Annotated in this window: 14 protein-coding genes; 12 read left to right on the forward strand and 2 right to left on the reverse strand. The window is 68.5% G+C overall.

Going from position 1 to position 19,479, the window contains the following annotated elements; translation table 11 throughout:
• Positions 1-290: 290 nt before the first annotated feature.
• Together HW532_RS14440 and HW532_RS14445 are read left to right on the forward strand one after the other, a co-directional pair.
• The gene (locus tag HW532_RS14440) at positions 291-881 is read left to right on the forward strand and encodes a hypothetical protein (RefSeq protein ID WP_213161135.1); all 591 of its coding nucleotides are present in this window, start codon (positions 291-293) and stop codon (positions 879-881) included.
• Between the two features lie 137 nt (positions 882-1,018).
• Complete coding sequence (locus HW532_RS14445; RefSeq protein WP_213161136.1) at positions 1,019-1,804, forward strand: hypothetical protein; 786 nt, start codon at positions 1,019-1,021, stop codon at positions 1,802-1,804.
• Positions 1,805-2,686: 882 nt separating this feature from the next.
• On the opposite strand, the gene HW532_RS14450 is transcribed toward HW532_RS14445, so the two are convergent.
• Positions 2,687-3,286 carry a TetR/AcrR family transcriptional regulator gene (locus HW532_RS14450; protein WP_213161137.1) on the reverse strand — a complete coding sequence of 200 codons (600 nt, stop codon included), beginning with the start codon at positions 3,284-3,286 and terminating at the stop codon, positions 2,687-2,689.
• Between the two features lie 161 nt (positions 3,287-3,447).
• Here HW532_RS14450 and HW532_RS14455 point away from each other — a divergent pair, with 161 nt between their 5' ends.
• Positions 3,448-4,653, forward strand: coding sequence for an efflux RND transporter periplasmic adaptor subunit (locus tag HW532_RS14455; RefSeq protein ID WP_213161138.1), 1,206 nt, complete (start codon positions 3,448-3,450; stop codon positions 4,651-4,653).
• The gene (locus HW532_RS14460; RefSeq protein ID WP_213161139.1) at positions 4,650-7,730 is read left to right on the forward strand and encodes an efflux RND transporter permease subunit; all 3,081 of its coding nucleotides are present in this window, start codon (positions 4,650-4,652) and stop codon (positions 7,728-7,730) included. Before HW532_RS14455 ends, HW532_RS14460 begins: the two co-directional genes overlap by 4 nt.
• Positions 7,731-8,763: 1,033 nt before the next feature.
• On the opposite strand, the gene HW532_RS14465 is transcribed toward HW532_RS14460, so the two are convergent.
• On the reverse strand, positions 8,764-10,128 hold the full coding sequence (locus tag HW532_RS14465) for an MmgE/PrpD family protein (RefSeq protein WP_213161140.1): 1,365 nt from the start codon (positions 10,126-10,128) through the stop codon (positions 8,764-8,766).
• A 131-nt stretch (positions 10,129-10,259) separates the two neighbouring features.
• On the opposite strand from HW532_RS14465, the gene HW532_RS14470 reads away from it, so the two are divergent.
• The 8 genes from HW532_RS14470 to HW532_RS14505 all read left to right on the forward strand — a co-directional run bounded on the left by HW532_RS14470 (position 10,260) and on the right by HW532_RS14505 (position 19,257).
• Entirely contained in the window at positions 10,260-10,724 is a 465-nt protein-coding gene (locus HW532_RS14470; protein ID WP_213161141.1) for an Lrp/AsnC family transcriptional regulator, read from the forward strand.
• Positions 10,657-12,393 (forward strand): aminotransferase class V-fold PLP-dependent enzyme, encoded by a 1,737-nt coding sequence (locus tag HW532_RS14475; RefSeq protein WP_213161142.1) that lies wholly within the window; start codon positions 10,657-10,659, stop codon positions 12,391-12,393. Before HW532_RS14470 ends, HW532_RS14475 begins: the two co-directional genes overlap by 68 nt.
• On the forward strand, positions 12,380-13,132 hold the full coding sequence (locus tag HW532_RS14480) for a GNAT family N-acetyltransferase (RefSeq protein WP_213161143.1): 753 nt from the start codon (positions 12,380-12,382) through the stop codon (positions 13,130-13,132). The genes HW532_RS14475 and HW532_RS14480 overlap by 14 nt, the downstream gene beginning before the upstream one ends.
• A gap of 29 nt (positions 13,133-13,161) precedes the next feature.
• Positions 13,162-14,118 carry a Bug family tripartite tricarboxylate transporter substrate binding protein gene (locus tag HW532_RS14485; protein WP_213161144.1) on the forward strand — a complete coding sequence of 319 codons (957 nt, stop codon included), beginning with the start codon at positions 13,162-13,164 and terminating at the stop codon, positions 14,116-14,118.
• A gap of 186 nt (positions 14,119-14,304) precedes the next feature.
• The gene (locus HW532_RS14490) at positions 14,305-14,775 is read left to right on the forward strand and encodes a tripartite tricarboxylate transporter TctB family protein (protein ID WP_213161145.1); all 471 of its coding nucleotides are present in this window, start codon (positions 14,305-14,307) and stop codon (positions 14,773-14,775) included.
• Positions 14,776-14,792: 17 nt separating this feature from the next.
• On the forward strand, positions 14,793-16,328 hold the full coding sequence (locus tag HW532_RS14495; RefSeq protein ID WP_213161146.1) for a tripartite tricarboxylate transporter permease: 1,536 nt from the start codon (positions 14,793-14,795) through the stop codon (positions 16,326-16,328).
• A gap of 354 nt (positions 16,329-16,682) precedes the next feature.
• Entirely contained in the window at positions 16,683-18,053 is a 1,371-nt protein-coding gene (locus HW532_RS14500) for a class-II fumarase/aspartase family protein (RefSeq protein ID WP_213161147.1), read from the forward strand.
• A gap of 13 nt (positions 18,054-18,066) precedes the next feature.
• Positions 18,067-19,257, forward strand: coding sequence for a M20 aminoacylase family protein (locus tag HW532_RS14505; RefSeq protein ID WP_213161148.1), 1,191 nt, complete (start codon positions 18,067-18,069; stop codon positions 19,255-19,257).
• Positions 19,258-19,479: the final 222 nt, after the last annotated feature.

The raw sequence follows: 19,479 nt of genomic DNA on the forward strand, positions 1-19,479 counted from the left end.
TCATAGCACCCCCGCGAACACAGATCATTGCGCGTCCGGGGCGCATTGCCAAGATGATCAGGGTTCGGAATATGCAGCGGGCGGCTGCGAAAATGCACACAGCCTTCGCCGCCGGCAGAGCGGCGGGTGCCTGTGGGGGAGCCGATCGGACGGATCAGGCTGGTGCGCGATCGTGGCCAAAAGATGTTGGCGGCCGCTGTCCGGGCCCGTCTCCCGAAATCCGGCCGGCTTTCCGGCATTTCGCACGGATTTGGTGTATACTGCACCTTACCGGGGGATGGAGGGGACCCATGCCGACCTGGACAGCCCGTGTTTCGGGGTGGAAGCACGGAGATACGCCGACGAGTTCCTCAACGACCGTCGGGACCCACATCTTCGAGATCACCTTCGACTGCGCCTGCTGCGAGGACGAGAAGAAGGCGAAGAAGAAGGACGACAAGAAAGCCGGCAAGGCGGACAAGGCCACGAAGGATGTCGATCTCGACACCTATTCGAGTGCCGTGCGCAATGTGCGGGTGCGAACGTCCTTCGACACGCAATTCGGCGACAAGCAGGTCACCGACGGCGGCAGCACCGTGCGCGTGCGCAAGGCCAACTGCCCGGAGGGGCCGGGTATCCTCGTCTGGATCGAATGCGAGGGCGAGTTCAACCCGAACGCCAATCCGCCCCCCTATGACTGGCACAATTGGGGCATGCGCGGCGCCTGGCATATCTGCTGCTGCTGCGACCAGATCACCTGCCAGCACGAATGGAGCGCGGTGAACGCCCGGGCCCCGCGCGGCGGCGCGAGCGAGGGCATGTATGTGGTGGTCATGGTCGACGAGAAGGCAAGCTGCGACGCCGAGCGCCAGACGAAGCGCTACACGCTGAGCGGCGGCTGACGCGTTTTCTCGGGCTATCGAACCGGCCCGCTCCCCCACCCGGCCACCCATGAGATCATCCTTCCGTGGGTGGCCGGGTGGGGGAGTGGGCCGGTGCAGCCCGACCGCAAAACGCGCAGGCCCACGAGGGAGATCCCATGTCGCTTTACGACCAGAAGGAGGGGCCGTCATCGTCGACCGACAAGGTCGTCACCGTGCCGCAGGTGCTCGGCGCGAATGTCGGCCCGGACGATTTCTCGCCGGGCGAGCTGACCGACGACGACCGCATCCCCGCAGGCCAGGTGCTGCGCTATGTGCGCCATTATCGCTGCCGGTTCGAGCAGGCCTCGGCCCAGCCCATCGCGGTCTATCAGAACGGTTGCCGGGTCTACGAGCTGCCCTATGTCTGCGAGCAGGTGGAGGAGCGCTACTGGGTGCGCAGCCCGATGGTGCTTCTGGAGCGGTCGGCGCGCGAGGTCTTCCGTGTGCTGAAACGCGTCCTGTTCTGCGATGGCGAGGAGCCGCGCGTCCTGGAGGTCGTGCCCCATGTGACCTACGATCCGGCCATCGACCTCCATGCGGGCGAGCCGCCGGCAGCGCCCCCGGGGCCGGACGATCCCGCGCCGAGCACGCCGGACGCGATGCCATGGGCCATGCCGCCCACCGAGATCGGCATGGCCGGTCACGGCTACCCGGAACGCTTCGACGAGGCGGGCGGCGACGAGTTCGTGACGGTGGAGTATTTCTGGAAGCTCCAGACCACGCCGCCCATGCGCATCGTCGGCTGTTTCATCCACGCGACCTATGTCGCCTATACGCGCACCACACGGGTGCACCGCGAGACGGGCGCGCAATCCCCGTCGCTCGAAAGCGTGCTCCGCCCGGTCCTGACGAAGGTGATCGTCTACCAGATCCCGGGCTGCGTCGACGGCCGGCAGGACTAGGCGGCAGGCGCAACGGCCCGCGCCTTCTCCGCTCCCTCCTGACCCGACGCTCTGGATCCCCGCCTTCGCGGGGATGACCGGGAGAAAAACGGGGCAGGGGTAAGGGTAAGGGCCAGCGCCTCCCCCGCTCGCTCCCGCGAAGGCGGGAGCCCAGGGGGCGCTGACCGACGCTCGGCGGTCTCGGGAGCGGTCCGGGTCTCTCTTCCCTCGTCATGCCCGGGCGTGTTCCGGGCATCCATGCGGCCTCGCCGTGTGTCGCGGGCGCCCGATGGAGTGCCGGGACGAGCCTGGCAATGACGAAGGGGAACGGATCGGGGGCCCGACACTTTGCGCCGGGGCGGGGAGCGGTCGGGCCGCTCCCCTCCCCTCTCACCCGACGCTCTGGATCCCCGCCTTCGCGGGGATGACCGGGAGAGAAACGGGGCAGGGGTAAGGGTAAGGGGCCGCGCCTCCCCCGCTCGCTCCCGCGAAGGCGGGAGCCCAGGGGGCGCTGACCGACGCTCGGCGGTCTCGGGAGCGGTCCAGGCCTCTCTTCCCGCGTCATGCCCGGTCTCGCCCCGGGCATCCATGCGGCCTCGCCATGTGTCGCGGGCGCCCGATGGAGTGCCGGGACGAGCCTGGCACTGACGAAGGGGAACGGATCGGGGTCCCGACACTTTGCGCCGGGGCGGGGAGCGGTCGGCCGCTCCCCTCTCACCCGACGCTCTGGATCCCCGCCTTCGCGGGGATGACCGGGAGAGAAACGGGGTAAGGGTAAGGGGAAGGGGAAGGGCCTGCGCCTCCCCCGCTCGCTCCCGCGAAGGCGGGAGCCCAGGGGGCGCTGACCGACGCTCGGCAGTTTCGGGAGCGGTCCGGTCTCCCGACACCTTGCGCCGGGGCGGTTTACTGCTGCGGGGGCGGTGTCGGGCTGTCGGGGCGGCACATGGTGTCGGCCAGCCGCTCGATCAGCGAGATCACGCTGGCGCGCTCGGCCGCGCTGAACGGGTTCATGGCCAGCATCTCCGTGACCATGAGGCCCTCCGTCGCCAGCCACAGGAGGCGGGCGAGATCGGGGTCGCGGGCCTGGCGGAGGATGGCGTTCTCGCAATCGTGCGCCTCGCGCACCGGGTCGAGGAGTTGCGGGCTCTCCGCGCTGGCCGCCAGCATGGACTGGGCCATCTGGCAGTCGTCGCCGATATCCTTCTCCAGCTTGGTCGCGATCAGGGCGCGGAACTGGGCGTCCGGCGTGCAGGGCAGGCGTGCGCACAGCTCGTTCCGCCGGGCGTGGTGCTCCTCGATGAACCGCCGGAGCATGGCCTGGAGCAGGGCCTCCTTGGTGGGGAAGTGATAAAGCAGCCCGCCCTTGCTGATGCCGGCCCTGTCGGCGACGGCCTCGAGCGTCAGATGATTGGCGCCGACCTCGAACACCACCGTCTCGGCGGCATCGAGAATCTGGAGCCTCGAACTCGGGCGTCCCCTGGGCTTCCTCTGCTTTGTGTCCATTTTATATTGTATACCGTCCAGACGGTGCATTTAATCCCTTGATTTACAGTCTGGATGGTACATATATTGCCGCGGCGGCGGCGGGTCAATGCCGGTCTGGGGGGCTTTCCCCTGCCAGGCCATATTGCAGTGCACACATTCGATACCGGACATTCGGTCTCATGATCAAGCGATTCATCATTGTCTTCATCCTGCTCGTTCTGGTTTGCGGGGGGCTCATCGGCTTCAATATCGTGCGCGACCAGAAGATCGCGGAGTTCTTCGCCAACATGCCGCCGCAGGCGGTTGCGGTCTCGGCCACGGAGGTGGAGACCGGCGAATGGCGGCCGGGCATCGAGGCGGTCGGCACGGTCAAGGCCGTGCGCGGCGTGGATCTCGGCGCGGAAACCAGCGGCGTCGTCCGTTCGGTGAACTTCTCCTCCAACGACCGGGTGTCGGCCGGCGAGGTTCTCGTCCAGCTCGACGACGAGGTAGAGAAGGCGCAGATCCCCGGTGCCGAGGCGGCGCTGAAGAACGCGCAGAGCCACCTCAAGCGGATCCGCAACCTCCGGGACAAGGCGGTGGCGACGGAGTCGGACCTCGATTCGGCGGTGAATTCCGTCGCGGCCGCGCGCTCCGAGCTGGAGCGCCTGCGCGCCGTGGTCGCCCAGAAGGCTATCAAGGCGCCGTTCGACGGCGTGGCGGGCATTCCGCGCATCGATGTCGGCCAGTATGTCCAGCCCGGCACCGTGATCGCCACCTTCCAGGATCTCGACCGGCTGCGCGTCGACTTCACCGTGCCGGAGCGCGATGCGGGCCTGCTGTCCATGGGCCAGAGCGTGCGTTTCGGCGCCGAGGAGGGCGAGCTCGCCTATGACGGCCGCATCACCGGCATCGATCCCAAGGTGGATCCGAGCACGCGGCTCGTCTCCGTGCGCGCCGAGCTCGACACGCCGGAGAACGGGCTTCTGCCCGGACAGTTCGTCTTCGTGCGCGTCCAGCTCGACACCGAGCCGGATATCATCGCGCTCCCGCAGAGCACGGTGATCACCAGCCTCTATGGCGACTATGTCTATGTGCTGGTCCCGGCCGGGCCCGAGGGCCAGTCGGCCGCCGCGGACGAGGGCGCGAGCGAGGGCGGCGGGCTCGTCGGCACCGCTGAGGCCAGCGAGCAGGGCGCGTCCGGCCAGCCGGAGACCTACAAGGCCGACCAGGTCTTCGTGAAGGTCGGCCGGCGCAATCAGGGCACCATCGAGGTCCTGTCGGGGCTCAAGCCCGGTCAGACGGTCGTCACCTCCGGCCAGAACAAGCTGCAGAACGGATCGCTCGCGACCGTCAACAACGAGATCGACCCGAAGATGACGGGCGTCGCCGGGAGCGCGCAATGAGCTTCACCGAGCTTTTCATCCGGCGGCCGGTGCTCGCCACCGTCGTCTCGCTCATGATCCTGCTGCTCGGCGCACAGGGGCTGATGAAGCTCTCCGTGCGCGAGTATCCGGAGGTCAAGGACACCGTCATCACGGTGACGACGACCTATGCCGGCGCGGGCTCGGAGCTCATGCAGGGCTTCATCACCACGCCCATCGCCAAGGCGGTGTCGAGCGCGGAGGGCGTCGACTATGTGACGTCGAAGAGCATGCCCTCGACCTCCACCGTGTCGGTGCATATGCGCCTCAACACCGACCCCGACAGCGCGCTCACCGAGGTGATCTCCAAGGTGCAGGAGGTGCGCGGCGAGCTGCCGGAGGAGGCCGACGACCCGATCATCCAGAAGGGCACGGGCCAGCAGTTCGCGCTCATGTATCTGGCCTTCTCCAGCCCGGAGATGACGCCGCAGCAGATCACCGAGTACCTCACCCGCGTGATCCAGCCGCGCATGGCGACCATCGAGGGCGTGGGCGAGGCGCAGATCCTGGGCGGGCAGACCTTCGCCATGCGCATCTGGCTCGATCCCGTCCTGCTCGCCTCGCGCGGGGTGACCGCGGCGGACGTGGTGGAGGCCGTGCGCGGCGCGAACTTCCTGTCGGCGCCCGGCAAGACGCAGAGCGATCTCGTCGCCTATGCGGTGGAGACGGAGACCACGCTGCAGACGCCGGAGGCCTTCGGCGCCCTGCCGCTCAGGAACAATGGCGACGAGATCGTGCGGCTGCGCGACGTCGCCCGCGTCGAGCTCGGTGCGGAGAGCACCGACGTGAAGGTGTCGTTCAACGGGCTGAAGGGCGTGTTCATCGGCGTCTTCACGACGCCCGACGCCAACCCGCTCGACGTCGCCGAACGCGTGCGCAACGAATTGCCGAACATCCAGGCCGACCTGCCCAAGAGCATGGAAGCGGTCATGGTCTACGATTCGAGCAAGTTCATCGACGCCTCCATCGAGGAGGTGTTCAAGACCATCGGCGAGGCGGCGGCGATCATCATCCTCGTCATCCTGCTCTCGCTGGGCTCGTTCCGCTCGATCGTCATCCCCATCGTGACGATCCCGCTGTCGCTGTTCGGCGTGTGCTTCTTCCTCTATATGCTCGGCTACTCGCTGAACACGCTCACCCTGCTCGCCATGGTGCTCGCGATCAGCCTGGTGGTCGACGACGCCATCGTGGTGGTGGAGAACATCCACCGCCATATCGAGGAGGGGCTGAAGCCCATTCCGGCGGCGATCAAGGGCATGCAGGAGATCTTCGGGCCCATCGTCGCCATGACGATCACGCTGGCCGCCGTCTATGCCCCGATCGGCTTCACGGAAGGGCTGACCGGCGCGCTGTTCCGCGAATTCGCCTTCACGCTCGCCGGCGCAGTCATCCTCTCCGGCGTGGTGGCGGTCACGCTGTCGCCCATGATGTCGTCGCGGCTTCTGAAGGCCCATGGCGAGGCCGGGGCGAGCCGCTTCCAGCGCATCGTGGACGCGACCTTCGACTGGCTCGCGACGCGCTATTCGCGCCTGCTCCACGGCTCGCTCAACTACCGCGCGGTCACGCTGTTCATGGTCGTCGCGCTTCTCGGCACCTCCGTCTTCCTGTTCATGAAGACATCGTCGGAGCTGGCGCCCGACGAGGACCGCGGCGCCATGTTCTCGCTCGTCAATGCGCCGCAATATGCGACACCCGACTACACGGCCATGTTCGTCGACCGCTTCCGCCCGCTGACCGTCGATATCCCGGAGATCGACACGACCTTCTCCGTGGTCGGCGAGGATGGCGGCGGCACGGGCTTCGCCGGCTGGACCCTCAAGCCCTGGGCGGAGCGCGAGCGCGGCCAGGCGGAGCTCCAGCAGGAGGTCCAGGCGCGCATCAACACCGTGGCCGGCGTCCAGGCCTTCGTCTTCGCCCCGCCGTCGCTGCCGGGCACGGGCGACGGCATGCCGGTGCAGCTCGTGCTGCGCTCCACCGGCAATGCCGCCCAGGTCTACGAGGTGGCCGAGTCGGTCAAGGGCGAGGCGATGAAGACGGGCAAGTTCCTGGTGGTCCAGAACTCCGTCTCCTACACCTCGCCGCGTGCCCGCGTCTCCATCGACCGGGACCGGGCGACCGCGCTCGGCGTGTCGGCCCGCGACATCGGCACCACGCTCAACGTGCTGCTCGGCGAGGGCCAGATCGCCAAGTTCGACCGCGACAACCGCAGCTACGACATCATCCCGCAGGTGGCGCGCGCCGACCGGTTCAACCCGGAGAGCATGGGCAAGTACTATGTCCGCTCCACGACCGGCGGCATGGTGCCCCTGTCGGCGGTGGTGAAGATCAAGACGGTCGCCGCGCCGCAGGCCATCGAGGAGTTCAACCAGCTCACCTCCGCGACGCTGCAGGCGCTGCCGCGCCCCGGCGTGACCACCGACGAGGCGCTCCAGACGCTGGAGACCCTCGCGCGACAGGCGATGCCGGGCGGCTTCTTCATCGACTATGCCGGCCAGTCGCGCCTGTCGATCGAGGCGGGCAACGCGCTCGCCATCGCCTTCGGGCTCGCCGTCATCGTCATCTATCTGGTGCTCGCCGCCCAGTTCGAGAGCTTCCGCGATCCGTTCATCATCATGATGTCGGTCCCCCTGTCGATCTTCGGCGCGCTGATCCCGCTCAATCTCGGCGTCGGCACGCTCAACATCTATACGCAGGTCGGGCTGATCACGCTGGTCGGGCTCATCACCAAGCACGGCATCTTGATGGTCGAGTTCGCCAACGAGCTGCGCGGCCAGGGAATGGACCGGCGCCAGGCCATCGAGGAGGCTGCGCGCGTGCGCCTGCGCCCGATCCTGATGACCACGGCGGCCATGGTGCTCGGCGTCACGCCGTTGCTCTATGCCTCAGGCGCGGGCGCGGCGGCGCGCTTCTCCATCGGCCTCGTCATCTCGTCCGGCATGGCGGTCGGCACGCTCTTCACCCTCTTCGTCGTGCCGATGTTCTACACCTTCATCGCCCGCAAGGCGGCCCGGCCCGCCGACGACGACGAGACTGAAGCCGTGCCCGAACCGGCACGGTAGCCAAGACCAGGCGGCTCCCGGACAGGGGAGCCGCCTTTTTTGTCTCGTCGGACCCCGATCCGTTTCCCTTCGTGATCGCCGGGCCCGTCCCGGCACCCCCATCGGGCGCTCGCGACACATGGCGAAGCCGCATGGATGCCCGGGACGAGCCCGGGCATGACGCGGGAAGAGAGGCCCGGACTGCTCCCGAGACCGTCGGGCGTCGGTCAGCGCCCCCTGGGCTCCCGCCTTCGCGGGAGCGAGCGGGGGAGGCGCTGGCCCTTGCCTTGGCCCTTACCCCGTTCTCTCTCTCCCGGTCATCCCCGCGAAGGCGGGGATCCAGAGCGTCGGGTCAGGAGGGAGCGGCCCGACCGCTACCCGTCCCGGCGCAAAGTGTCGGGACCCCGATCCGTTTCCCTTCGTGATCGCCGGGCCCGTCCCGGCACCCCCATCGGGCGCTCGCGACACATGGCGAAGCCGCATGGATGCCCGGGACGAGCCCGGGCATGACGCGGGAAGAGAGGCCCGGACTGCTCCCGAGACCGCCGAGCGTCGGTCAACGCCCCCTGGGCTCCCGCCTTCGCGGGAGCGAGCGGGGGGAGGCGCTGGCCCTTACCCTTGCCCCGTTTCTCTCCCGGTCATCCCCGCGAAGGCGGGGATCCAGAGCGCCGGGTGAGAGGGGAGCGGCCCGACCGCAACCCGTCTCGGCGCAAAGTGTCGGGACCCCGATCCGTTTCCCTTCGTGATCGCCAGGCCCGTCCCGGCACTCCATCGGGCGCCCGCGACACATGGCGAGGCCGCATGGATGCCCGGGACGAGCCCGGGCATGACGCGGGAAGAGAGGCCCAGCCCGCTCCCGAGACTGTCGAGCGTCGGTCAGCGCCCGCTGGGCTCCCGCCTTCGCGGGAGCGAGCGAAGCCATTGCCCCTGCCCCGTTTCTCTCCCGGTCATCCCCGCGAAGGCGGGGATCCAGAGCGTCGGGTCAGGAGGGAGCGGCCCGACCGCAAACCGCCCCGGCGCAAGGAGCCGGGAACCCGATCCGTTTCTCTCCCCGTTATTCCGGTTCCGGCTGTGCCTCATAGGCGCGCAGGACCGGTGCGGGGTCGAAGGGGGCGTCCGCGGAACCGTCGGCCAGCGCGCGGGCCCAGCCGACGAGGTCGCGGCGCCGGTGTTCGCGCAGATGGGCGGCGGTGGCGTGGAAGCGGGCGACGAGCTCGTCCCATGTCCATGGGTCCTCCGGGTCGCCCTTGCGGAAGCGCCGCTCGTGCTCGCGTGTCGAACCGTCGCGAAAGCGGACGGCGATCCTTGTGGGGCGCTCGTTCGGGAAGGCGCGGGTGAAGGCGTCGACCTCCACGAGGCGGATGCGGCCGGCGAGCGCGGCGATATCCTCGCGCGCGAGGAGGGCGGGGGTCAGGGTGGCGATATCGAGCCCGCCCGCGACGATCAGCGCGGCCACGCAGAAGGCGGTCGAGAACTTGGCCTCTTCCACCGTTTGCGGCGCACGCCGGTCGGCGATCTCGACCTGGGCGGCATAGGTCTCCACCGCGATCTCCGCAATGTCGTCGGCCATGAGCGCGCCGTCCCGCGCCAGGGCCGCGACCGCGTCGAGCGTCGGGTGCATCTGGCCGCAGACGGGCCAGGCCTTGATCGTCGCCGTCTCCACCGCGAGCCCTTGCGGCAGGGGCGCCAGAGATCGGGCCGTGCGGTCGAGCCACCAGGCGCGCAAGGCCCCCTTCTTCCCCTCGAGGATATGGCGTGCGCCCGGTATGCCGGCCCGGGCGAGATGCGCCGCGGTCAGGCCGTTGCGGGCGGCGGTCGCGGCGTGGAAGGCCTTCGCGTCGCTCAAGCCCTCCTCGGCGAACTGCCAGAGCCCCGCGGCCTGTGTGCCCGCATGGCCGAAGGCGGAGAGGGTCGCGGCCTCGCCGAGCCCCATCGCGCGGGCCGCCGCCGCGGCGGCGCCGAAGCTTCCCGCCGTCGCGGTCGTGTGGTGAACCCCATAGTGCTCCGGCCCGAGCAGCGCGCCGACCCGCACGCCGGCCTCGTAGCCCGCTGTGACGGCTGCGGCGACATCGCCGAGCGACAGCGGCCGGTCCGCCGCGAGAGCGAGCACGACCGGCCAGACCGTGATGCCCGGATGCATCATGGCGGCGCGGTGGCCATCGTCGATCTCGTCGAGATGGGAGAGGGCGGCAGCCGTCATGGCGCGCGCTTCCGGGCCGTTCCCGCCCGCGCCCGCCTCCATTGCCGCGCGATAGGGGGCGGCGAGCCGGTGGCGCCCGCCGGCGATGGCCGCGCCCGCCCAGTCGATGAGAGAGAAGGCGACGCGCTCGCGCGTGCGGGCGGCGAGCGCCCCGCCGTCGAGCCGCGCGGTCCAGCCGGCGAGGGGGGCGAGCCAGGGGCGGTCTTCGTCAGTCGTCATTGCTCACTCCGTTCGAGAGGACGCCATCCTGACCCGCGCGGCGGCCAGGCGGAAAGGTTTTTCGTCCATCCGCCCTTTGCCGCGCCATATTGGGTTGACATTCTCTTTATTTGGATGATATTGGAATATTTATGCTACTAGATGACATTGATAAAAAACTTCTTGCCATAATGCAAGAGGATGCTAGCCTTTCCGTCGCGCAGTTAGCCGAGCGTGTGGGGCTGACCACGACGCCATGCTGGCGTCGGCTCCAGCGCCTCGAGCGGGAGGGATATATCCGCGCGCGGGTCGCCTTGCTCGATCCCCAGAAGCTGGGGCTCGGCCTGTCGGTCTTCGTGCTGATCCGGACGGCCCATCATACGGCCGACTGGCTGGAGCAGTTCTCGCGCACCGTCTCCGCATTCCCGGAGGTGGTGGAGGTCAACCGTCTCGCCGGCGAATACGACTATCTGCTGCGCGTCGTCACGCGCGATATCGCGTCGTACGACCGGTTCTACAAAAGGCTGATCGAGGCGGTGGACCTGAGCGATGTCACCTCAAGCTTCTCAATGGAAGAGATCAAATACGCAACGGCCCTGCCGCTCGACGAGCACTGACGCGCTTCTCGCCCGCATCCGCGACGGCCTTCTCGGTGCCGGCGCGGCGGTGCCCGGCCCCTTCGGCGCGAAACCCCTCGTCTATGCCGACTACACCGCATCGGGCCGGTCGCTCGCCTTTCTCGAGACGGCGATTGCCGAGCGCGTCCTGCCCTATTACGCCAACACCCATACGGAGACCTCCTATACCGGCCGGCAGTCCACCCGGCTGCGCGAGGGCGCGCGCGAGGCGGTGCGCCGCGGCGTCGGCGCGGACGGGCGCCATGCGGTGATCTTCGCCGGCTCCGGCGCGACCGGCGCGGTCGACCGGCTGGTGCAGGTGCTGGGGCTCAAGGCGCCGGAGGGCCTGCGCGCCGCGGTGCCGGAGCGCGACAGGCCCGTGGTCTTCGTCGGCCCCTACGAGCATCATTCCAACGAGCTGCCCTGGCGGGAATCCATTGCCCGGGTCGTGCGCATTCCGCTCGGCGCGGATGGCCGGCCCTGCCTGTCGGCACTGGAGGAGGCGCTCGCCGCCCATGCCGACCGGCCGCTCAAGGTGGGCGCGTTCTCCGCCGCCTCGAACGTGACCGGCATCAGGACCGACCTCGACGCCATTGCGCGGGCCATGCACGCCCATGGCGGTATCGTGGTCTGCGACTATGCTGCGGGCGGGCCCTACATGCCCATCCGCATGGTCGAGAGCGCCCCCGGCGCCGGCGACCACAAGGACGCGGCGGTGATCTCGCCGCACAAATTCGTCGGCGGCCCCGGCACGCCCGGCATCTTGGTCGCCGACCGCGCGCTCTTCGCAAACAGCGTGCCGGCGGTCTCCGGCGGCGGCACGGTGAGCTACGTCACCGCCGACAGCCATTGCTATGTCCGCGATCCCGAGCGGCGGGAGGAGGCGGGCACGCCGGGCATCGTGGAAAGCATCCGGGCGGGCCTCGTCTTCCAGCTCAAGCAGGATGTCGGCACGGAGGCGATCGCGGAGCGCGAGGCGCTCTTCGTCCGCCGCGCCCTGGAGGCCTGGGGTGGCGAGCCGGCCATCGCGCTTCTCGGGCCGGAGGATGCCGACCGGCTCGCGATCTTCTCCTTCAACATCCGGGTCGGGGGGAAGTGCCTGCACCACAATTTCGTGGTGGCGCTGCTCAACGACCTCTTCGGCATCCAGGCGCGCGGCGGGTGCTCCTGCGCCGGGCCCTATGCGCACGATCTGCTGGGGCTCGCATGCGAGGATGCCCGGCGGCACGAGGCGCTTGTCGGGCGCGGTCTCGGCCTGTTCCGCCCCGGCTGGGCCCGGCTCGGCTTCAACTTCTTCCTGGACGAGGCGGAGGCCGACTACATTGTCCGCGCCGTGCTGTTCGTCGCGCGCCACGGGGCGCGGTTCCTGGCGTCCTACCGGCCCGATCCGGCGACGGGGGTGTGGATGCACAGCGCGGGCAAGCCCCCGGCGACGCTGGAGTTTGCTGATCTGTGCGCCGCCTGGCGCGGCGGGGATGAGGTGGCGGCGGGCCGGGAACGCGCTCCGGATTATGAAACCTGCCTTGCCGCCGCGCACGATGCGGCGCATATGACGGGGCCGGCGCCGGAGCGCGTCGTTCTGGACGAGGAGGCGGAGGCCGCGAGATGGTTCTGGATGCCCCATGAGGCAGGAGAGCTCATGGCCGGGGTCGGCGATGGCGCCCGGTGATGCCGCATATTCGGTGGCGCTCGACCGGGAGGGGCTGACCGCCTTTCCCGCGCTCGAGGAGGTCGAGCGCGACGGCTGGTTCTTCCGGGCGTCCGGCGGGCTCAACCGGCGCGTCGATTCCGCCACCGTGCACAATCCCGATATGGCAAGCCTCGGAGACCGTCTCCGGAACGTTTCCGCCTTTTACGCGGAACGGTCCCAGGACAGTCTCGTGCGCGTTCCCGCGCTGTGGCCGGATTTCGAATTCGCGCTCGCCGCGCAAGGCTGGCGGCGCTTCCGGCCCTGCCTCGTCCTGGAGCGGCCGCTCGGCGACCATGCGGGGCCGCCGGCGCCCGGTGCGCTCAAGGAGGTGCCGCTGGAGCGCTGGGTCTCGGTCCTGACCGCGGCGGGCGGCGTGAAACCCGGCAACGAGGCGGCCTTCCGCGCGATCCAGGACCGGCTCTCGGCACCGGCCCACCGGTTCGTATGGGCCGGAGATGACGGCGAGCCCCGGGGCGCGGCCATGCTGGTGCGCACCGGGCAGCGCGCCGGCCTGCTCAACATGATCGTTCACCCGCAAGCCCGCGGGCAGGGGATCTCGCGCCGGATCATGGAGGGCCTTCATGGCTGGGCCAGGGCGCAGGGATTGTCCGGCCTCTGGCTCCAGGTGTTCGAGGAAAACACGCCCGCCATCCGGCTTTATCGCAGCGAGGGGTGGCTTTTCCGGTACCGCTACTGGTACTGGGAACCCATTATCTGATCGACAGACACGGGAGGATATCGGTCGATATGTCTATCTGGAAAACCATGGTCGCCGGGGTTGCCGCACTCACCATCGCCGGCGCGGCGCATGCGGCGGACTACCCGACGAAGGACATCACCATCATCGTGCCGTTCAAGCCGGGCGGCGCGGTCGACACCACCTCGCGCATCATCGCGGAGGCTTCCAAGGGCTACATGGACGGCGTGGAGCTGAAGGTGGAGAACCGCGACGGCGGCAGCGGCGTCGTCGGCCAGACCTACGCGGCCAACGCCACGCCCGACGGCTACACGGTGCTCGCCATGACGAGCTCGGTCGTCACCAATCCCGAGCTCAAGGGCGCGAGCTACAAGGTCTCCGACTTCACGCCGGTCGCGCTCTACACGCTCGACCCGGAGGTGATCGCGGTTCCCGCCGGCTCGCCGTTCAAGACCATCGAGGACTTCATCGCCGCGGCCAAGGAGCGCAAGCTCAACATCGTCAATTCCGGCATTGGCACCTCTCATCACATGGCGGGGCTCGCCATCGAGAACGGCTCCGGGCTGACCTTCAACTACGTCAATACACGCGGCTTCGGCGACCAGCTCCAGGCGGTGCTGGGCGGCCATGTGGACGCCGCGCTGTGGCCCTATGGCGAGGCCAAGCAGCATGCCGATGCGGGCTCCATCCGCATTCTCGCCGTCGCGCTCGATGACCGCATGGAGGCCCTGCCGGACGTGCCGACCTGGGATGAGGCCGGTCTCGGCGTCGAGGCCTGGACGACCTTCCGCGGCTGGGGCGTGCCGAAGGGAACGCCGGACGAGGCGGTGGCCTATCTCGCCGATCTCCTCCAGCAGGTGAGCGAGGACGAGGGCTATATCGAGAAGATAACCGACGCCGGCTATCCGCTCGCCTATCGCGACGCGGCAGGCTTCAAGAAGATCATCGACAGCTACGCCACGCTCACCGGCAAGATCATCAAGGAGCAGGGCTTCGGCAAGGAGTAGAGTAGGGGGCATCACCCCATCACCCTCCCATCGCGTTACGCGATGGGCTCCTCCCTCTCTCGCGAGGGGAGAGGGAAAGGCAAGCGGATCGGCAGGCGAACCCTCTTCCTTTGCGGGAGAGGGTGGCGCCGCCAAGCGCGCCGGGTGAGGGGGTGCACAGGACGGGCGAGAGAGGGAGAGAAAGCCATGCAGGGTGCGTCCGGACGCTTGCGGCCCGATTTTTGGCTGGGACTGATCCTTGCCGCGGGCGGCGCCTGGGCGGCGAAAGAGGCCTATGGCTTCGATGAACGCTCCTGGGCCTATCCCTTCTCGCTCGCCGTCGCGCTCGCCGGATTCGGCGCCGTCATCGCCCTGCGCGTGCTGATCGCACCGGGCCGCGACAACAGCGCCATCGGTTCGCCACATGCCATCGCCACGGCCGCCCTGCCCGGCGGCGTCGTCCTGGCGCTGTGGGCGTGGGCCTTGTCCGCCGGGGCGGGCTATCTCGTTCCGAGCGTCCTGGCCGCCAGCGCGCTCGCCGCGATCGCCGGCGTGCGCGATCCGCTGCGGATCGCGGCCTACGGGCTTGGAACGGCCGCCGCCGTCTTCGTGCTCTTCGGCATCCTGTTCAACACGCCGCTTCCCCTGCTGGAGCCGGTCAAGGCCCTGCTGGGCTGACAACAGGGGACATGCCCGTGGACATTCTCGCCATCGGTTTCGCGACGCTGTTCGAGCCCACCACCCTTCTCATGCTCATGGTCGGCGTGGTGGCCGGCCTCGTCATCGGCTCCATTCCGGGCCTCAACGACAATATCGCCTTCGCCGTCTTCATCCCCTTCTCCTTCTCCATGGGGGCCGAGCATGCACTCGCCCTGATGGTCGGGGTCTATTGCGCGACGGCCATCGGCGGGGCGATCCCGGCGATCATGGTGCGTGTGCCGGGAACGGCGTCGGCCATGCTCACCGGCATCGACGGCAACGCGATGGCAAGGCGGGGAGAGGCGGGGACCGCCCTGTCGCTGTCCATCACATCCTCCGTCGTCGGCGGCATCGCGAGCGCCGTCGTGCTCGTGTTCTTCGCACCGCTGCTCGCCCAGTTCGCCCTGCGCTTCGGCTATGTGGAGAACTTCGCGCTCGGCGTGCTCGGCATGGCGAGCGTGGTGGGCATGCTGTCGGGCAATGTGGTCAAGGGCCTCGTCTCCGCGGCGCTGGGCCTGCTGGTCGCGACCATCGGCTTCAGCCTGGAGACGGGCTTTCCGCGCTTCACCTTCGGCGAGGCCAATCTCATCGAGGGCGTGCCCTTCGTGCCGCTGCTCGTCGGCCTGTTCGGCATGACGGCGGTCTTCGAGCTTCTCGACGAGATCGCGCGCGAGCGCCGCGCCGGCGGCGGCACGGAAGGCCTGCCCGTCATCGGCTCGCTGAAGCTGCCGCGCGAGCTCGTCCGCCGCATGGTGCCGACCTGGGCGAAGAGCGCCGCCATCGGCAACGTCATCGGCGTCATCCCGGGGGCCGGCGCGCTGATGGCCATCTATCTCTCCTACGATCAGGCCGCGCGTCGCTACCGCGCCCGCTATGAGGGCCGCGACGGGGCGCCGGACTGGGGGCGCGGTGCGCCGGAGGGCGTGGCCGCGCCGGAAGCGGCCAACAATGCGGTCGTGGCGAGCTCCATGGTGCCATTGCTGTCGCTCGGCATTCCGGGCAATTCGGTGTCGGCGCTGTTCATCGCCGCGCTCGCCATCCAGGGCATGGTGCCGGGGCCGCTTCTGTTCATCCAGCACAAGGACATCGCCTGGATGATCATTGTGGGCTTCCTGATCGCCAATATCGTCATGGGGCCCGTCGCCTATCTGATGGTCAAGACGCTGACGCGCCTGGTGTTCTCCATCTCCAAGGAGGCCATGGCCGGGGCTATCGCGCTTCTGTGCCTCACCGGCGCCTATGCGGACGGCAACAGCATGTTCAACATCTGGGTCGCGCTCGTCGCCGGCACGGCGGGTTATGCCATGCACAAGGTCAACATTCCGCTCGCGCCCGCCATCCTCGCCATCATCCTCGGCCAGCGGATCGAGGATTCCCTCATCAACTCCCTCACCATCTCCAATGGCGACTGGTTCGTCTTCATCGATCCCGTCGGCCACCCGATCAGTCTGGGGCTGCTCGCCGTGGCCGCATTGTTCATGGTCGGCCCGACGCTCAGCCGTCTGCGCGCGCGCCGGCCGCGCACCGCCTGACGAGGCACGCATTGATATGTTGCTTGAACGGCAGCCAAAACCACCGATGTCGTCCCGGGACTTGTTCCCGGGACCCATTGGGCTGTCCGACTGCATAGAACCTCGCATTCTATTCGTCATCCCCGCGCAAGCGGGGATCCATCTTGCCGCCGCCGCGTGGATTCCCGCTTTCGCGGGAATGACGGAGGCGTGGCGAGGGTAATGATGACCATGGTCGGCTTGACGGGTCGCTCTGCTGCATCGTCATTGGATCCCGGCAACGAGTGCCGGGATGACGCAAGAGTTTATTGGCGAGGTCCGGACCCTGAATCCATCTCGTCGGAGCAATAACAAGGAGGCTCGAAGACCCCTCAAATGGCCCACATCATCGATCACGAATTCTACAAGGACAGCTGGGGCACGCCGGAAATGCGGGCGGTGTTCGACGACCGCGCGCGCTTCGAGCGCTGGCTCGATATCGAGGCGACGCTGGCCGAGATCCAGGCCGGGCTCGGCATCGTGCCCGAGGAGGCCGCGCGCGAGATCCGCGCCAAGGCCCGCTTCGCGTGCATCGACGAAGACCGTATGCGCGAGGACCTCGGCTCGACCGGCCACACGCTGATGGCGCTTCTCAACGGGCTGGAGCGTGCCTGCGAGAAGCCGCATGGCGAATGGATCCATTACGGGCCGACCACGCAGGACATCCAGGACACCGGCGCGGTGCTGGAGATGCGCGACGCCTGGGCGATCCTGGTGCGCGACCTGAAGCGGCTGGAGGCGGCCTGCCTTGCGCTCGCCGAGCGGCATGCCGCGACCCCTATGGTGGGGCGCACCCATGGCCAGCACGGCCTGCCCATGACCCTGGGCATGAAGATCGCCGGCTGGGCGGCGGAGCTGCGCCGCGACATCGAGCGCATGAAGGATATCCCGAGCCGCGCCTTCTTCGTCATGCTCCATGGCGGTGTCGGCACGCAGGCGAGCTTCGGTGCGGCCGCGGAGGAGACGACGAAGCGTTTCGCGGCGCATTACGGGCTGTTCGTGCCGCCGACCTGCTGGGCCAATGCCCGCGACGGCATGGCGGAATACCAGACGGTGCTCGGCATCGTCGCCGGCACGCTCGGGCGCATCGCCAACGAGGTGTTCGAGCTCTCGCGCACCGAGGTCTCCGAACTGCACGAGCCGACGCCGAAGACCATGGTCGGCTCCACCACCATGCCGCACAAGCGCAATGCCGTGCGCTCGGAGTTCACCGGCGCCATGGTGAAGGTGGTCATGAACAACACGCTGCTCGGCCTTCAGGGCATGATCGTCGAGCATGAACGCGACACCCGCGTCTGGCGGCTCGACTGGCATTCCCTCCCCGAAAGCTCGCTCATGCTGCACAAGGCGCTCGCCCACATGATCGCGGTCGTGGAGGGCCTCGATGTCGACGAGGCGCGGATCGCCGCCAATCTCGACATGCTGGGCGGGGCCATCATGTCGGAGGCGGTGATGTTCCATCTGGGCACCCGGCTCGGCAAGCAGACGGCCCATCACGTCCTCCACGAGGCGACCATGGAGGCCGCCGAGACCGGGCGTCCGTTCCGCGAGGCCGTGCTGGGCCACCCCGCCCTTCAGGGCGTGATCGCGGCCGAGGAGCTTGAGGGGCTCATGGACTATTCCCAATATCTGGGAACGGCGGAGGCCCAGGTGCACGCTGTCATCGCCGAAAGCCGCAAGCGTGCCGAGACGGATCCGGAAGTATAGGAACGAGCAAACCATGACCGAGACCAACGCAAAGACCTATTTCGACGCTCACCGCGACGAGCTCGTCGACTGGCGCCACGAGCTGCACCGCAATCCCGAGCTCGCCTTCGAGGAGCACTGGACGGCGGATTTCCTGGCGGACAAGCTTCAGAGCTTCGGCTACGAGGTCGACCGCGGGCTTGGCGGTACCGGCGTCGTGGCGACATGGGGCTCGGGCAACGGGCCGGTCGTGGGGTTGCGCGCCGATATGGACGCGCTGCCCATCGATGAGCAGACGAACCTCGCCTACGCCTCCACCAAGCCCGGCAAGATGCATGCCTGCGGCCATGACGGGCACATGACCATGCTGCTCGCCGCCGCGAAGTATTTCGCGGAGCAGGCCAGGCCGGAAGACGGCACGGTGCGGTTCATCTTCCAGCCGGCCGAGGAAGGCTATGCGGGTGCGGACAGGATGATCCGCGACGGCCTCTTCGAACGCTTCCCCTGCGACGCGGTCTACGGTCTCCACAATTGGCCGGGGCTCGAGACGGGTGCCTTCGCAGCGCGCGTCGGCCCGCAGATGGCCGCCTACGACATCTTCGAGATCAAGCTCACGGGCCAGGGCGCGCATGCCGCCATGCCGCATCTCGGCCGCGACATGCTGCTGGCCGCCAGCCATCTCGCCACCCAGCTCCAGAGCATCGTCTCGCGCTCCATCGACCCGCAGGACACCGCCGTCGTCAGCGTGACCCAGATCCATGGCGGCGACGCCTGGAACGTGCTGCCGCCGGAGGTGGTGCTGCGTGGCTGCACGCGGCATTTCACGCCTCAGGCCCAGGATCTGGTGGAGGCCCGCATGGGCGAGATCTGCCGGGGCGTGGCGACCGCCTTCGGCATCGAGGTCGCGCTCGACTACCGGCGCACCTATCCGCCGACCGTCAACAGCGCGGAGGAAACGGAGACGAGCCTCGAGGCCGCCCGCGCGCTGGTCGGCGCCGAGCATGTGAGCGACACGCTGCCGGCTTCCATGGCGAGCGAGGACTTCGCCTTCATGCTGAAGGAGAAGCCGGGCTGCTATATCTGGCTCGGCGCGGGCAGCACGGAGGGCGGCAAGCTGCTCCATTCGCCCTCCTACGACTTCAACGACGACATCCTCACGCTCGGTGCCGCCTATTGGGTGGAGATCGCCCGCCACGGCCTCGGTGCGCTGAAGAGCGCGGCCTGACGCAGCCCTTGGCCTCCACCGGCCGGGGCTGCTAGACTCCATGGCATGAGCCGATTGCGGCGGGCCGGAAATGCCCGCCGCAATCGCCCCCATGGCGCGGGCGGGACGACCTGTCCGCGAATGGGTTTTGTTCCTCTATCTCCTTGATTTAAAAAGACAATATATTGTCGCGCGACCCTTTCGGCGTTACTCTGGCCGACAGGCAGACCGGGCAATGACAAC

The organism is Kaustia mangrovi (assembly GCF_015482775.1).
GTDB classification, from domain to species: Bacteria; Pseudomonadota; Alphaproteobacteria; order Rhizobiales; family Im1; genus Kaustia; species Kaustia mangrovi.

Coding starts and splice junctions, on each gene's coding strand:
- HW532_RS14440 (WP_213161135.1), top strand. CDS start 291: ATGCCGACCTGGACAGCCCGTGTTTCGGGGTGGAAGCACGGAGATACG.
- HW532_RS14445 (WP_213161136.1), top strand. CDS start 1,019: ATGTCGCTTTACGACCAGAAGGAGGGGCCGTCATCGTCGACCGACAAG.
- HW532_RS14450 (WP_213161137.1), bottom strand. CDS start 3,286: ATGGACACAAAGCAGAGGAAGCCCAGGGGACGCCCGAGTTCGAGGCTC.
- HW532_RS14455 (WP_213161138.1), top strand. CDS start 3,448: ATGATCAAGCGATTCATCATTGTCTTCATCCTGCTCGTTCTGGTTTGC.
- HW532_RS14460 (WP_213161139.1), top strand. CDS start 4,650: ATGAGCTTCACCGAGCTTTTCATCCGGCGGCCGGTGCTCGCCACCGTC.
- HW532_RS14465 (WP_213161140.1), bottom strand. CDS start 10,128: ATGACGACTGACGAAGACCGCCCCTGGCTCGCCCCCCTCGCCGGCTGG.
- HW532_RS14470 (WP_213161141.1), top strand. CDS start 10,260: ATGCTACTAGATGACATTGATAAAAAACTTCTTGCCATAATGCAAGAG.
- HW532_RS14475 (WP_213161142.1), top strand. CDS start 10,657: ATGTCACCTCAAGCTTCTCAATGGAAGAGATCAAATACGCAACGGCCC.
- HW532_RS14480 (WP_213161143.1), top strand. CDS start 12,380: ATGGCGCCCGGTGATGCCGCATATTCGGTGGCGCTCGACCGGGAGGGG.
- HW532_RS14485 (WP_213161144.1), top strand. CDS start 13,162: ATGTCTATCTGGAAAACCATGGTCGCCGGGGTTGCCGCACTCACCATC.
- HW532_RS14490 (WP_213161145.1), top strand. CDS start 14,305: ATGCAGGGTGCGTCCGGACGCTTGCGGCCCGATTTTTGGCTGGGACTG.
- HW532_RS14500 (WP_213161147.1), top strand. CDS start 16,683: ATGGCCCACATCATCGATCACGAATTCTACAAGGACAGCTGGGGCACG.
- HW532_RS14505 (WP_213161148.1), top strand. CDS start 18,067: ATGACCGAGACCAACGCAAAGACCTATTTCGACGCTCACCGCGACGAG.